The 14,262-nt window shown below is 42.7% G+C and carries 12 protein-coding genes and 2 pseudogenes; all 14 read left to right on the top strand.

Annotated features, from left to right (window positions below):
* The first annotated feature begins 405 nt into the window (after nt 1–405).
* The gene (locus Q365_RS0119150) at nt 406–1,938 is read left to right on the top strand and encodes a hypothetical protein (RefSeq protein ID WP_028024858.1); all 1,533 of its coding nucleotides are present in this window, start codon (nt 406–408) and stop codon (nt 1,936–1,938) included.
* Nucleotides 1,939–2,015: 77 nt separating this feature from the next.
* On the top strand, nt 2,016–2,627 hold the full coding sequence (locus Q365_RS26175) for an acyltransferase (RefSeq protein WP_051563829.1): 612 nt from the start codon (nt 2,016–2,018) through the stop codon (nt 2,625–2,627).
* 318 nt (nt 2,628–2,945) lie between these two features.
* A complete protein-coding gene (gene rfbB, locus Q365_RS0119160) occupies nt 2,946–4,013 on the top strand; it encodes a dTDP-glucose 4,6-dehydratase (RefSeq protein WP_028024859.1) in 1,068 nt (355 codons plus the stop codon).
* Complete coding sequence (gene rfbA / locus Q365_RS0119165) at nt 4,014–4,886, top strand: glucose-1-phosphate thymidylyltransferase RfbA (protein WP_028024860.1); 873 nt, start codon at nt 4,014–4,016, stop codon at nt 4,884–4,886.
* Nucleotides 4,887–4,897: 11 nt separating this feature from the next.
* Nucleotides 4,898–5,776, top strand: coding sequence for a dTDP-4-dehydrorhamnose reductase (gene rfbD / locus Q365_RS0119170; protein WP_028024861.1), 879 nt, complete (start codon nt 4,898–4,900; stop codon nt 5,774–5,776).
* A gap of 5 nt (nt 5,777–5,781) precedes the next feature.
* Nucleotides 5,782–6,336: a dTDP-4-dehydrorhamnose 3,5-epimerase gene (rfbC, locus tag Q365_RS0119175; RefSeq protein WP_028024862.1), complete on the top strand. Its 555-nt coding sequence runs from the start codon at nt 5,782–5,784 to the stop codon at nt 6,334–6,336.
* A 1-nt stretch (nt 6,337) separates the two neighbouring features.
* On the top strand, nt 6,338–7,144 hold the full coding sequence (locus tag Q365_RS0119180) for an ABC transporter permease (protein WP_028024863.1): 807 nt from the start codon (nt 6,338–6,340) through the stop codon (nt 7,142–7,144).
* Nucleotides 7,145–7,154: 10 nt separating this feature from the next.
* Nucleotides 7,155–8,468, top strand: a complete 1,314-nt coding sequence (locus Q365_RS0119185) for an ABC transporter ATP-binding protein (RefSeq protein WP_028024864.1) — start codon at nt 7,155–7,157, stop codon at nt 8,466–8,468.
* The gene (locus Q365_RS0119190; RefSeq protein ID WP_028024865.1) at nt 8,465–9,631 is read left to right on the top strand and encodes a sulfotransferase family protein; all 1,167 of its coding nucleotides are present in this window, start codon (nt 8,465–8,467) and stop codon (nt 9,629–9,631) included. Before Q365_RS0119185 ends, Q365_RS0119190 begins: the two co-directional genes overlap by 4 nt.
* The gene (locus Q365_RS25885; RefSeq protein WP_051563830.1) at nt 9,628–11,763 is read left to right on the top strand and encodes a glycosyltransferase; all 2,136 of its coding nucleotides are present in this window, start codon (nt 9,628–9,630) and stop codon (nt 11,761–11,763) included. The genes Q365_RS0119190 and Q365_RS25885 overlap by 4 nt, the downstream gene beginning before the upstream one ends.
* Complete coding sequence (locus tag Q365_RS0119200) at nt 11,760–12,866, top strand: DegT/DnrJ/EryC1/StrS family aminotransferase (RefSeq protein ID WP_028024866.1); 1,107 nt, start codon at nt 11,760–11,762, stop codon at nt 12,864–12,866. The genes Q365_RS25885 and Q365_RS0119200 overlap by 4 nt, the downstream gene beginning before the upstream one ends.
* A complete protein-coding gene (locus Q365_RS0119205) occupies nt 12,859–13,842 on the top strand; it encodes a glycosyltransferase family 2 protein (protein WP_028024867.1) in 984 nt (327 codons plus the stop codon). The genes Q365_RS0119200 and Q365_RS0119205 overlap by 8 nt, the downstream gene beginning before the upstream one ends.
* Nucleotides 13,811–13,936, top strand: a pseudogene (locus Q365_RS27475) (N-acetyltransferase); the annotation flags it as partial. The gene Q365_RS0119205 and the pseudogene Q365_RS27475, both read left to right, overlap by 32 nt.
* Nucleotides 13,937–14,128: 192 nt before the next feature.
* Nucleotides 14,129–14,254: pseudogene (locus Q365_RS27480) on the top strand (DapH/DapD/GlmU-related protein); the annotation flags it as partial.
* Nucleotides 14,255–14,262: the final 8 nt, after the last annotated feature.

Genomic DNA, 14,262 nt, shown 5'->3' on the forward strand with positions numbered 1-14,262 from the left:
GTCTTATTTGTGCGACTCATATCACCGTGTCTGGCTTTTACTGCATTTGACGTAAGTTGATTTGTATGGTTTACAGTACATTTTGTGTTTTTTGCTTTTGACACTTAAATCTTGACTTTGAATCAATTAAAAGAGTGATGAGTCTCACGTTTGTGGTTAAGTGGTTGATGTTTGATCGTTTGTTGGTTTTTTTTGTCTTGATTTTGATAATTATGACCGTAAACTGACATGGCTTTGTAAAGCAGGTCGGCATCGCTGTCTCAAGTTTGAAGCATGTACATTTCGTATGTGATCAATAAATTGGGCATGTTGTTGCCGTGTAAACCGGAAGAGCACGGTTAGAGTTGCCGGCCTTTCAATACAAAATTATTGATAACCAGACAAACTAGTTTACTGGAGTAAAAAATGAAAAAAACGCTAATCGCGATGGCAGTTGCTGCTATCAGCTTCAACGCTTCTGCAATCAACATCAATGACAGCAACGCTGTTGCGCCTCTTTACGCTGCAGAACTGACATTGCCAGTGACGTTGACTGAAGCTAATGATGACTTCTTGACAGAAACCAAACTAGGTTTCTCTGCAACTAAGGGTGTTAAGCGTTATGTTCGCTTTGACCTGAGCGGTTCTTCTTTCGACACGGCAATCACCGCTGCGGATCTTGTACTGACTCGTGCAATGTTCACTCAAGTTTCAGATGATCCAGCAGTACCATTCGTGAAATTTTTTGACAACACGGAAGTGGAAGTTAAAGTCGGTCAGGGTGGTGGACTTGGTGACACATACGTGATTTTCGAAATCACACCTCTTGCAGATGATGCTACTTACAGTGCTGGAGATGACATTCCAGGCGGCGTAACAGTTCCTGTTGGTGCTGATGATGTTGTTGTTACTAGCGGCCTGTTCATCGATGACCAAGTTTCATTCAACATCGATGCTGTTAAAGCAGCAGAGAAAAACGGTGGCATTGAATACCGCCTGTATGAAACGGCTGTTGAAGCTGCAGCAGCAAGCTCTGAAATTCTGTGGGGCGCTGACGGCGCACTTTACGAGATGCTTCCTGCTCTGAACATTGGCGCTAAGTACTGGACTCAAGAAAAAATCGACGTGGCACAAGAGTCTAAGTACTTTGAAGGCTTCGAAGACGACATGGTTGCGTTGGGTGAAGTAACCGTAGGCATCGCGACGCATGTAGATGGACAGAACTCTCCACGTACTATTTTTAACAAAGATTCTGGTGCTGTAACTGTTGCTAACATTTTTGACAAAATTTCGCTTGAAGTTGAAGGTGACTTCTCTGCAGGTGAAAAAGATGGCGACAAACTGTCTAAAGACGCATTGGCATTTGGTGGCGTAGCGGATGAGAAAATCACCCTGACTGAAACCAAAGCTACCTATGTATTGGACCCAGCGACAGTAAACCTGACAAATGAATCAGTACTATTTACTGTTGATGGTGAAACTGAGATCGCAGAGCAAGACGTAACTGCTAAATTGGTTGTTGAAGCGAACTCAGGCTACGAAGCGTCTGGCGTTAACTTCGGCATCATCGGTACTCTTGTTAAGAACGGTAGCGAAGCTGAGCTTGACCTAGCATTGAACCCTACTGCTTCTTTCTCTAACTACGTTCGTGTAACTAACAAAACCAACGTAGAAGGTGACTTCTGGATGACAGTTATCGCTGATGACGGTGCAGCGGTATCGTTTAGCTTGGACCAAGTTGCTGGCCAATCTGCGACAATCGCACCACAAGCATCGACTGAGCAAATGCCAATCAACGCTATCTTTGCAGCTGCTGCTGCAAACGGTTTGGAGTTGTCTGGTCAAGGCAAACTGCGCATCGTTGTGAATGGTCAAGTACCTGAATCTCAAGGTGGTATCACCATGCAAGCTTACACAGTTGCTAAAGACGGTTCTACGTTCTCTACTTGGAACATCTAATTCGTTAGATAGTCTGATAGAATCAAGGGCAGCATTCGCTGCCCTTTTTTTGTTTCTGTCATAAGGAAAAATTACTGATGGTTGGTTCGTCGTCTTTGCATTGTTTTCAACCAGATGTCACTGTGCTAGGAAAGGCATCCCTCACCCTGAAAGGGCCTTGCCATATTGGGCGAGGCACGGTAATTCAAGCCGGCGGGGGCGTAGAACTTGGACACAATGTTGTTTTCTCCTTCGATTGCATTCTATGGAGCATTAATCACGACTATGAAGGAGAGTGCTTGCCGTTTAGCCATGCAAGGGTAAAGCGCCCTATCGTTATTGGTGATAACGTTTGGGTGGGGCGAAATGCCATTATTGCTCCCGGCAGCCAAGTCGGTGAAGGAGCCATTATTGGTATTGGCGCGGTCGTGATGGGGAAAATCCCACCACTGGCAGTAGTATCGGGCAACCCTGCGAAGGTTGTCAGATTTAGAAGCGTTAACCGCTACCTGAGATTACGAAGCAACAACGAAACACTTTGGAAGGATGCAACATCCTGTCCTGTGTGTGACGGGTCAAAGTTTCATTTTTCAGAAAAATCAACCCCTCCGGAATGGCATAGTGTGTGGAGAATCCTACCCAAATCGCTGCGTCTTTTCCTTCAAATGTGTATAATTCGCTTCAGATTACGCAACACAAATAACGAATAACACGCACACCCCCCCTGTCATGTCGTATAGCTGGCGGATATTTATCCAATAAGTCGAGTGTGTCTTCGCTTTCGAGGAAAATATAATGTGGTTTGTCATGTAAGGATGGCCAGATTGTTGTCAATCAAAGTGCTGACTAGAAAATACTCACTGCTAGTTGCCAGTTGGAGAGTGCGTTGATTGACAATATCAATACAGAGACTTTGTGCTTGTGATCGTTGAGGCATTGCTCTGATGTTGACGTGGTTTTTTGGTTAGGATACGCGTGTTGTTACTTAGAGAACATACGTTGAACCAGTTGGTATTTTAGGACTAAAGATGAAATTACTAATCACCGGCGGTGCCGGATTTATCGGCTCTGCTGTTGTCAGGCACATCATTCAGAACACAAGTGATTGTGTTGTCAACGTAGACAATCTCACCTATGCGGGAAATTTGGAGTCATTACTCAGCGTTTCTGATAATGAGCGTTATGCTTTTGAACATGTCGACATTTGTAACAGAAGTGAATTAGATCGCGTATTTGCGGTTCACCAACCTGACGCTGTGATGCATTTGGCGGCAGAAAGTCATGTTGACCGCTCTATTGATGGCCCAGCCGCATTTATTGAAACCAATATTGTGGGCACATATACCCTTCTTGAATCTGCTCGTAGTTATTGGCTTGGTCTTGAAGCGGATAAAAAAGCAGCGTTTCGTTTTCACCACATTTCTACCGATGAAGTATATGGTGACCTTGAAGGCACTGATGATTTGTTTACCGAAACAACATCTTATGCGCCAAGTAGCCCTTATTCTGCGTCAAAGGCCTCTAGTGATCATTTGGTGCGTGCTTGGCAACGTACTTATGGCTTCCCTACGTTGGTCACCAATTGCTCGAATAACTACGGCCCGTTCCACTTCCCTGAAAAACTCATCCCGTTGATCATATTGAATGCCATTTCTGGTAAATCATTACCTGTTTATGGTGATGGCATGCAGATCCGTGACTGGTTGTTTGTTGAAGATCATGCTCGTGCACTATACAAAGTGGCAACGGAAGGTGAAGTCGGTGAAACATACAATATTGGTGGCCACAACGAAAAAGCCAATATTGAGGTTGTCAAAACGATTTGCCGTTTGTTAGAAGAGCTTGTTCCAAATAAGCCCGAGGGCGTTGAATCCTATGAAGGTTTGATCACCTATGTGAAGGACCGCCCAGGTCATGATGTTCGTTATGCTATTGATGCATCGAAAATCAGTCGCGAACTTGATTGGGTGCCTGAAGAAACGTTTGATAGCGGCATTAGAAAAACCGTTGAGTGGTATTTGGACAACCGTGTCTGGTGGACACGTGTGTTAGATGGCTCATATAGCTTAGAGCGCCTTGGTGCGGGAGAAGAATAAGTGAAAGGTATTATCCTAGCTGGCGGATCTGGTACTCGCCTATACCCTATTACGCGTGGTGTGTCGAAGCAGTTACTGCCTGTATACGACAAACCTATGATTTATTATCCGCTGTCTACATTGATGCTAGCCGGCATTCGCGACATTTTGATAATTACAACACCGGAAGATAATGAAAGCTTTAGGCGACTATTGGGGGATGGCAGTGACTTTGGCATTAACCTTGAGTACGCCATTCAAGAAAAGCCCGACGGTTTAGCACAAGCCTTTATTATCGGTGAGTCTTTTATCGGTTCAGATAGCGTTTGTTTGGTTCTGGGTGACAACATATTCTACGGACAGTCTTTCTCTAAAACGCTGCGCCAAGCAGTTTCGCGCGAACAAGGCGCAACAGTGTTTGGTTATTACGTGAAAGATCCAGAGCGCTTTGGTGTGGTCGAATTTGATGCAGACTATCGCGCTGTGAGTATTGAAGAAAAACCCGACGTACCAAAATCGAACTGGGCGGTAACAGGACTGTATTTTTATGACAACCGTGTGGTGGAAATCGCCAAAGCGGTTGAGCCGTCTGAACGTGGCGAGTTAGAAATTACGTCGGTCAACCAAGCTTACCTTGAAATGGGTGAACTAAACGTGGAACAGCTAGGCCGTGGTTTTGCCTGGTTGGATACAGGTACGCATGAAAGTTTGCATGAAGCGTCTTCGTTTGTTCAAACAATCGAGCATGTGCAGGGGTTAAAAGTGGCATGCCTTGAAGAAATCGCTTGGCGAAACGGCTGGTTGGATAATAGTCAGCTTGAAGCGTTAGCAGGCCCAATGATGAAAAATGAATATGGGCGTTATTTGATGTCCCTTCTTTCTATGCCACAGTAAAAGGTGGAACGATGAGGATTCTCGTTACGGGTGCCAAAGGGCAAGTTGGAACCGAGCTATGCAATAGACTTGCAGGTAAAGTCGATTTACTTGCTTTGGATCGCGGTGAATTAGACATCTCTGACCGTGAAGCAGTCTCTAAATGTGTGTCTGAGTTTGGCCCAGATGTCATTATTAATGCCGCCGCTCACACGGCTGTGGATCGCGCTGAATCTGAAGAGGGCTTATCCAACGCCATCAATCGTGATGGGCCATTATTCTTGGCCCAATCAGCCAATGCGATCGGCGCGGTCATACTCCACATCTCGACGGATTACGTGTTCGATGGACAGTCAGATGTTCCATATTTGGAAACGGATAACACGGCACCGCAAGGGATATATGGCATTACCAAACTAGCGGGCGAGCAAGCATTGGCGTCTGCTTGCCACAAGCACGTTATTTTACGTACTGCTTGGGTGTTTGGAGAGTATGGTGGCAATTTTGTAAAGACGATGCTGCGTCTGGGGGCTGAAAAACCAGAACTTGGTATTGTCGCTGATCAAGTAGGAGCGCCAACTCACGCGGGCGATATAGCAGACGCTTTGATTAGCATTGCGTTCTCTGTGACCTCTGAGAAGCAAGGTGATTCACCTTGGGGTGTTTACCATTACTCAGGTTTTCCTTATGTATCATGGTTTGAGTTTGCTCAGTGTATTTTCTCAGAAGCTGTAAAACAGAAACAGCTTGAGGCTGCACCGGTCCTTAAGCCTTTGGCAACAGAGGATTACCCTACACCTGCAGCAAGACCCGCAAATTCTCGTCTCAACTGCTCAAAAATTAAATCGTCATTTGGTGTTGAACCAAGTGACTGGCTGAGCGCCCTGAAAAACCTCAAAGCATATAAGTAGTGACCATGAAAATTGTTGATACCGCAATTCCTGAAGTCAAAATCATCGAACCTAGAGTGTTCGGAGATGAACGAGGCTTTTTTATGGAAACCTGGAACCAAGAAAAGTTTGAAACGCTTGTAACAGGTAAACCAACACAATTTGTTCAGGATAATCATTCAAAATCCACGAAAGGGATTTTGAGAGGGCTGCATTATCAGCTGGAAAACGTTCAAGGTAAACTTGTACGCGTTGTATCCGGTGAAGTGTTTGATGTGGCAGTTGATATTCGTGAAGATTCACCGACTTTTGGTCAGTGGGTAGGGGTTTATCTTTCGGCAGAAAATCAACGACAACTTTGGGTGCCAGAAGGTTTCGCTCATGGTTTTTATGTAACCAGCGATGAGGCTGAGTTTGTATATAAATGTACGGATTATTACAATCCGGCTGCTGAAAAATCAATCATTTGGAACGACAGTGATTTAAGTATCGACTGGCCTATAAATAATAATCTGGTGATGGTATCTCAGAAGGACAGTGAAGCGTCTGCATTCAAACAATCTACCTATTTGAAGGTGTAGTGTGCTAAATAATTACAATTTTCTACGGCCTTCACTTGTTGAACGTAGCCTGATTTCTACGTTGGCAAAAAGAGACATATCAGCGCGATACAAAAACTCTTTAATCGGTATCGTTTGGAGTTTTGCACACCCTCTATTCATGCTTGTTATATATACGTTTGTCTTCCAGTATATTTTTAAAGCTAAGTGGGGTGGGACGCAAGAAGTCAACGCGAGCTTTGCTTCGATATTATTTTCCGGATTAATTATTCACATGTTGTTTGCTGAAGTTATCAGTAGAAGTACCACTGTTATTGTGGGCAATGTGAATTATGTGAAAAAAATAGTTTTTCCACTTGAAACACTTTGCTGGAGTTTGATTCTTTCCTCTCTGGTTCAATTTGCATGTGGTCTTGGGATCTTGTTTCTATTTCTATTGGTAAGTGGATCTCCTGTTCATGCTGGCATTATTGCCATCCCATTGGTTATGCTCCCTATGGTGATCATGCTAGTAGGCCTATCTTATTTACTTGCTGCTCTCACAGTGTTTATTCGTGATTTAGAACAAGTTATTCATGTGATGGTCACTGTGGTGCTATTTACGAGTACAGTGTTTTTTCCTTTAGATATGGTGCCATCTATTATTGCGCCGTTGATCAAGGTTAATCCAATCACTATACCGGTAGAGGCGGTGAGAAGTTTAGTATTTGATATCAGCCCATTAAACTATAAAGACTTGGCTATTTATGCTGTTGTTAGCACGGTTTTTGCGGCACTAAGTTATCGTCTGTTTAATTTTTTGAAGCCAACTTTTGCTGATGTGATATAGGTTTAGCGACATGTATTCTATTAAAGTTACTGATATTCAAAAACGCTATTATCTCTTCAATAACCCTCTTGAGGTTTTACTAAGCAGAATTTTCCCTAACAAAAAAGTGAAGGAGTTTTTCGCGCTAAAAGGTGTGTCTTTTGAAGCGGGTATTGGTGAAACCATTGGTATAGTCGGTCACAACGGCTCAGGAAAGTCTACGCTACTCCAGATAATTACCGGTGTTTTGCAAGCCTCAAAAGGGGATGTCGAGGTAAATGGCCGTGTGGCTGCATTACTTGAACTTGGTTCTGGCTTCAACCCAGAGTTTACGGGATTAGAAAACGTATATTTTAATGCTTCAATTATCGGCCTCAAGCGCCATGAAATCGATGAACGGCTAGAAAAAATATTGGCGTTTGCTGATATTGGCGAGTTTATCGATCGCCCTGTAAAAACCTATTCTTCCGGCATGATGGTCAGGCTCGCTTTTTCCGTGCTAATTAACATTGATCCCGATATTCTCATTGTTGATGAGGCGCTTGCGGTTGGGGATGATGCTTTTCAGCGTAAGTGTTTTGCAAGACTAAAAGAACTTCAGGCTCAGGGTGTAACTATTATCCTTGTGTCACACAGCGCAGGTCAGGTTATCTCGTTGTGTGATCGGGCAATTCTGTTAGATCATGGTGACGTTCTTTTGGAAGGTGATCCACGTGAAGTGATAAAGCATTATCACAAGCTTTTGAATATGGAAGGTCTCAAACGAGAAAGCTACCGCAATGAGCTGCAACTTCACGGTTTTAATGCAACCGCCGCATCATCGACTGACGAGATTGATACTCAACAACAGAAAGTTAAGACAGTCAATACGCCGAGTGAATCGGCTCTCTGGTATGACAAGAATGGTGCTGAAATCTCTGATCCTCGGATTGTTGATGAAGAAGGTGAGCCAGTTGACGTTTTGAAGTCGGCACATCGATATCAGTTTCAATATCGTGTTAAATTTAGTGACGATTGCTTTGATGTATTCCTTGGCATGATGATAAGAAATGTTGCGGGTTTTGAGCTAGGTGGAGCAACATCTGCACATGATAAGAGTTTAATCATTCAGAGTGCTAAGCGTGATGATGTTATAGATGTAACGATAGAGTTTACGTGTAACCTAAGAAATGGAACGTACTTTTTGAACTGTGGATGTTTTGGAACGAAGGATGGAAAGCCTACGTTTTTGAACAGAGGCGTCGATATTTTGAGCTTCAAGGTGGTAGAGCAGAACAACATTTCTACTGGGACGGTAGACTTTTTTCCCAAATATACAGTTGAGAAAGGTATTCTGACTCCATGATAAATAAACAGGTTTTCGTTGTTCTAGGGATGCACCGAAGTGGTACAAGCGCCCTTTCTGGTGAATTGCACCATCAGGGTGTCTTTTTCGGCGAAAACTTTATTGACGATATTGAAACTGTAAACGAAAAGGGATTTTACGAGCATCGTGAACTGGTCGATATCAATGAGTGTATTCTAGATGAACTCGGTGCGGCTTGGTATGACTGCTTTGATGTTTATGCACAGGTCAATCAGGGTTGGCGTCCTTCTGAGAAAATTATAAATCGAATTAAGCAATTTCTGGTCTCTGATGAGTTTTCAGATCACCAGCTTATAGGCATAAAAGACCCAAGACTTTGTCTTTTATACCCGATCTGGCAGGAGCAAATTAAAATCGCTGGGCTAACGGCACATGTAGTTATGGTTAATCGAGATGTTTCTTGCGTAGCAGCTTCTTTGGCACGTCGTGATGATATGGTTCACATGCATTCAGCATTGCTATGGAATTACTACACGATATCAGCGGCGATGGCGGCAAATCAATCTAATGGTTATTGGATTGAGACTGAGGGGATGTTCTCTAACCCGTTGCTTGAGATCTCTAGAATGCTTGCATGGTTTGATATTGACCTTAATGTTCAAACCGCGAAATTTATTGACCCTAAGATACCTAAGTCTATCGCAAACCCGATGAATTGTGACTTGTCTCGACGTATTTTAGATGCATCTTCACCCTTGTTGGATGTTGATTGGTTGCAGGAAATGCAGTCTTTTTCTGATCGCTATTTAAGTCAACGTGAGTTTATCCGAGCTATTTTAGATAGTTTTAAGCTTATCAATGATGCAAATATTAAGGCGATAAATAATGGTGAAAATTATTCACATGCTTTGTGCGTGATTAACTCAAAGGATGAAGCTATCGAGTACAGAGATAATATCATTGTTGCCAAAGATGCATTTATCGCAGAGAAAGATCAGTTTATCGCAGAGAAAGACCAGTTTATCGCAGAGAAAGACCAGTTTATCGCAGAGAAAGACCAATTAATTGCTGAAAATAGTATTGCAATTGAAAACTTAGAAAATGAAAAAAATCTGTTGGTGGAAAAAATAAACCATTATGAAAACATTTTTGGCATTCGTTTGTTACGAAAAATCAAAAGACGTATTAAAGTGATACTATGACTAAAGTAGATGTAATAATTCCAGTGTACCGAGGTTTAGTTGAAACGTCAGAGTGCATCATATCAGCATATAATACATTGCCAGAGTGGGCTAACCTGATTGTAGTTAATGACTCATCGCCGGAGCCTGAGCTTTCAAAATGGTTGATTGAACATTCTGAAACGTACAATTACACCTTGTATGAGAATAAAGAAAACTTAGGTTTTGTTGCGACCGTTAACTTTGCGATGGCACTAAATGCTAATAACGACGTTCTCTTGTTGAATAGTGATGTCGAAGTCGAGAATGACTGGTTAGATAGGATCCAAGAAGTCGCATACTTGGATGAGAAAATTGGCTCAGTCACACCTTTTTCAAACAATGCTACTATATGTAGCTATCCAAATTTCTGTGAAGACAATCGTTTGGCAAAGGGGAAATCGCTAAAAGAAATAGATCTGGCGTTTTCTAAGGCAAATAATCCTGAACAATATATCGAAATTCCAACAGGCGTTGGATTCTGTATGTTCATTAAACGTAAATGTTTGGATGACGTAGGTCTATTTGATTTAGAGACATTCGGCAAGGGATACGGAGAAGAAAACGATTGGTGTCAACGTGCCATTGTAAATGGCTGGTCAAATGTTCATGCAGTTAATGTTTTTGCTTACCATAAAGGGGGAGTGAGCTTTGCCGATGAACAACATCCACGTCAGAAAGTCGCTCTGGAATTGCTTCTTGGTAAACACCCAAACTACACGGCTGACGTAATGCAATTCGTTGCGAATGATCCTGCCAAAATGGCCAGAATTCGCGCAGCAATTGAATTGGTTAGACGCTCTGAACGGTCTGTATTGCAGGTTGAGCATGCGTTGGGTGGCGGTGTTACACGGCATGTGGATGATTTGGTTCTTCACCTAGAGCCTACAATTGCCTCAGTTCGTTTAAGGCAAAGTGGTGATAACGTTGAATTGTTGATTGACGAATCCAATAAACTCCAATTTAACGTAAACAGTGATCGCGAAAAACTTTTTCAGATACTGCATTATTTGAATTTTAGTCTTGTTCACTTCCACCATATACATGGTTTAGACCCGTCATTTCTGTCACTGAGTGAACAATTGTCGACGCCATACTGTATTACTGCTCATGACTATTATTTAGTCAGTGGGAATGCGGCGTTGACCAATGACCTAGGTGAGTTCTTTGGTGATGAGAGTACCGAAGTTGTTTTGGAGAAGTCAAAGAGCAATCGTTTGGCGGGTTATATGTTTGCAGATGCAGATTCGGCAGCGACATTGACCAAATTTATTGTCAATGCATCGATGGTCATTTATCCGTCTAGAGATACGATGGAGCGTTTTTGTCGTTTTTATGATGTCTCTGATAGAAGTGTAGTTGCTCATCATCGTGAAGAGATCTACGGTCTTGAAGGCATTGCTATTGAAAAAAACACGTCAGAGAAAGTGAAAGTATTAGTGGTCGGCGCAATTTCTCTTGAGAAAGGCGCACAGTTACTGAATGACTTTGCAAATAAGTATGGCGAAGAATTAGAAATCAATGTTTTGGGCTACTCTTGTATTCCTCTGCACGACCATATTGTTGACCACGGGCAATATTCCGACTCTGAACTGCTAGCGAAGATATCAAATATTTCCCCTGATGTCGTTTGGTATACGTCCCAATGTGCTGAGACATACTGCTATACGTTGACACCAGCCATTGCATTAGGCTTACCTATTGTCGCCCCTAATATTGGAGCGTTTACCGAACGTCTGGCTGGCCTTCCTGAAGTAAAACTTCTCAATGATTTCAATGATATTGATAGCGCCTATAGTGGAATGCTGGACCTTGTTTCTTGTACGAGAGGGAAACCTTATTGTTATGCCGAACGCAATACAGGGAAGCAGTCTGACTTTTATAAAAAGGAATATCTGGCGATTGTGAAACCTTTAGAAGTCGTCGAACTAGAGCCAGGCTTTGAAATATCTTCACTTCTCGAGTCTAGAAACGCCGAGACACTAGCACCTACAGCAAGTCACTATTTCTATGATATGGCGTTGAAAATATATCGTAGTCCTTTAGGGCGTGTTATAGGACGGATAGTCCCACCGCACTATCTAAGAAAAATAAAAAGGAAGGTTTTTGGATGAACCCTATTCCACTAAATGACACATCGCGGATCACGGGTAAATTGATTCCAAATGTACTAACTGATTTGTCGGACATTATTGCTAGTGGTCGATGGCTGCTTGGAGAGCACGGCAACCGTTTTGCAAGTGAATTTGCGCATTATGTTGGTGCCAAATATTGTGTGCCTTTGGCCAATGGCACTGATGCACTAGAAATAGCATTGAAGTGTGTTAGTAATGGCACTCGAAAAGAAGTCATTACGGTTGCAAATGCAGGTGGCTATACCAGCACAGCTTGTTTTTTGAGTGGCTTAACGCCAGTTTACATTGATGTAGACGAAGACAGTATGCTTATGGATCAAGGTCTCCTTGAGCATGTTATTAGTGAAAACACACTCGCTGTCGTAGTCACCCATCTTTATGGTCGCGCTGTTAATGTTCACGCCGTTAGAAAACAGTTAGATAGCCTCGGTTACCAACACGTTGTTATTATCGAAGACTGCGCTCAGGCACATGGCGCGAAAGTGGGTGAAGATAGAGTCGGGAGCATGGGTGATTTGGCTACGTTTTCATTTTACCCTACAAAGAACCTTGGCGCTGTTGGCGATGCCGGAGCTATCACAACCAACAGTGAGGACTTTCAAAAGAAGGTTAAATCTCTGTGTCAATATGGCTGGAGTGCTAAGTACCAAATAGATTTGAAAAACGGTCGAAATTCGCGCATGGATGAGATTCAGGCGGCAATATTGTCGCGTCTTCTTCCTGAGTTGGATGCGTGGAATAGTCGCAGACGAGAGATCTATCGTCGTTATTCGGAATCTTGTAAATCACTCGGTTTTTATAATGATTTTAGTGACAAAAATGTGGTGCATCTCGCAATAGTGAGAACTGGTTGCCGCAATGCATTTGTCGATCATATGAGAGCGCATAGTATCTTGGTCGATATTCATTACCCGATACTCGACAGTGATCAAGATGCTTGGAAAGACGACGTTCTTGATAGCGAGTTAAACGTATCTCGTCAACTTACTCAGGAGATCGTCACATTGCCTTGTTTTCCTATGATGACTGATGAAGAAGTTAACTATATCTGCGATGTATTAAATAGTTGGGACAATGTTTAAATTTTCATTGGTTTTACCAATCTATAAAAACGAAGGGAATATCCTCCCTTTACTTGGCGCATTGATGATGCTGGATGAAAATCTCGAAAACCATTGCGAGTTCGTTTTTGTTATTGATGGTTCGCCAGATGATTCCGAGAAACTTCTATCGGCGCATTGTGCCGATTATGTGAAAAATTATCAGATAGTATCGTTGAGTCGAAACTTCGGTTCATTTACCGCCATTCGTGCTGGTATGGCTGAAGCAAATGGCGAGTTTTTGGCTGTAATGGCCGCAGATCTTCAAGAACCGCCTGAACTTGTCCTTGATATGTTCAAGACGTTGACCGCTGGCACCGCAGATGTTTGCTTCGGTCAACGAAAAAGTCGCAATGATCCATTTGGAAAGAAGCTACTATCGTCGCTCTTTTGGGGACTATATAGGCGTCTGGTGATCCCAGAAATTCCTGCTGGGGGTGTCGATATTTTTGCATGTAATCGCAAGGTTATTGAAAGCATCTTGAATATCGAAGAGAGAAACAGCTCTTTGGTTGCTCAATTATTTTGGGTTGGTTTTAGAAGATCTTATATCCCTTATGATCGAAAGGAGCGAGAGATTGGCGAAAGTGCATGGGGAATGCGTAAAAGAATCAGCTATATGCTAGATAGCATTTTTTCTTTTACTGACCTGCCTATCATGTTCTTACTCTTGCTTGGTATAGCGGGACTTGCTCTGTCATTAATGTATGTCGTCGTAGTTAGTGTTTCTCACTTCTTGGGGTTAATTGGTCAACCCGGTTTCACTACTCAATCGATACTTATTGTTGTTTTCGGTAGCTCCATTTTGCTTTCTCAAGGTGTCCTTGGATGCTATATCTGGCGGATATTAGAGAACTCAAAACGTAGACCAATGTATATCATAAAGAGCGTAAATAGTAATACTGAAAATATAATGGAAGAAGCTGATGATCAACATACACGAAAAGGCGATTTGTGAATCGAAGAATATAGGTGCCCATACAAATGTCTGGGCGTTTGCTCATATTCTTCCTGGAGCGGTGATTGGCGAAAACTGTAATATTTGTGACGGTGTATTTATAGAGAATGATGTCCATGTTGGCAATAATGTCACCGTGAAATGTGGCGTTCAACTTTGGGACGGACTTGTAGTCGAAGATGATGTTTTTATCGGCCCCAATGTGACGTTTACAAATGATAGAAAGCCGCGTTCAAAACAATACCCAGAAGAGTTTCTTCGGACGACTGTAAAAGTTAACGCATCTATTGGCGCTAATGCGACGATCTTACCAGGCATTACTATTGGGCAGGGGGCAATGGTAGGGGCTGGTGCGGTTGTGACCAAGGATGTCCCGCCATTTGCAACAGTAGTAGGTAACCCTGCCAGAATAACAAACTA

Source organism: Enterovibrio calviensis DSM 14347 (genome assembly GCF_000621165.1).
GTDB classification, from domain to species: domain Bacteria; phylum Pseudomonadota; class Gammaproteobacteria; order Enterobacterales; family Vibrionaceae; genus Enterovibrio; species Enterovibrio calviensis.

What these genes read in the sequence shown, in the direction of transcription:
- Q365_RS0119150 (WP_028024858.1), top strand. Translation starts at nt 406, where the DNA reads ATGAAAAAAACGCTAATCGCGATGGCAGTTGCTGCTATCAGCTTCAAC.
- Q365_RS26175 (WP_051563829.1), top strand. Translation starts at nt 2,016, where the DNA reads ATGGTTGGTTCGTCGTCTTTGCATTGTTTTCAACCAGATGTCACTGTG.
- rfbB (WP_028024859.1), top strand. Translation starts at nt 2,946, where the DNA reads ATGAAATTACTAATCACCGGCGGTGCCGGATTTATCGGCTCTGCTGTT.
- rfbD (WP_028024861.1), top strand. Translation starts at nt 4,898, where the DNA reads ATGAGGATTCTCGTTACGGGTGCCAAAGGGCAAGTTGGAACCGAGCTA.
- rfbC (WP_028024862.1), top strand. Translation starts at nt 5,782, where the DNA reads ATGAAAATTGTTGATACCGCAATTCCTGAAGTCAAAATCATCGAACCT.
- Q365_RS0119185 (WP_028024864.1), top strand. Translation starts at nt 7,155, where the DNA reads ATGTATTCTATTAAAGTTACTGATATTCAAAAACGCTATTATCTCTTC.
- Q365_RS0119190 (WP_028024865.1), top strand. Translation starts at nt 8,465, where the DNA reads ATGATAAATAAACAGGTTTTCGTTGTTCTAGGGATGCACCGAAGTGGT.
- Q365_RS25885 (WP_051563830.1), top strand. Translation starts at nt 9,628, where the DNA reads ATGACTAAAGTAGATGTAATAATTCCAGTGTACCGAGGTTTAGTTGAA.
- Q365_RS0119200 (WP_028024866.1), top strand. Translation starts at nt 11,760, where the DNA reads ATGAACCCTATTCCACTAAATGACACATCGCGGATCACGGGTAAATTG.
- Q365_RS0119205 (WP_028024867.1), top strand. Translation starts at nt 12,859, where the DNA reads ATGTTTAAATTTTCATTGGTTTTACCAATCTATAAAAACGAAGGGAAT.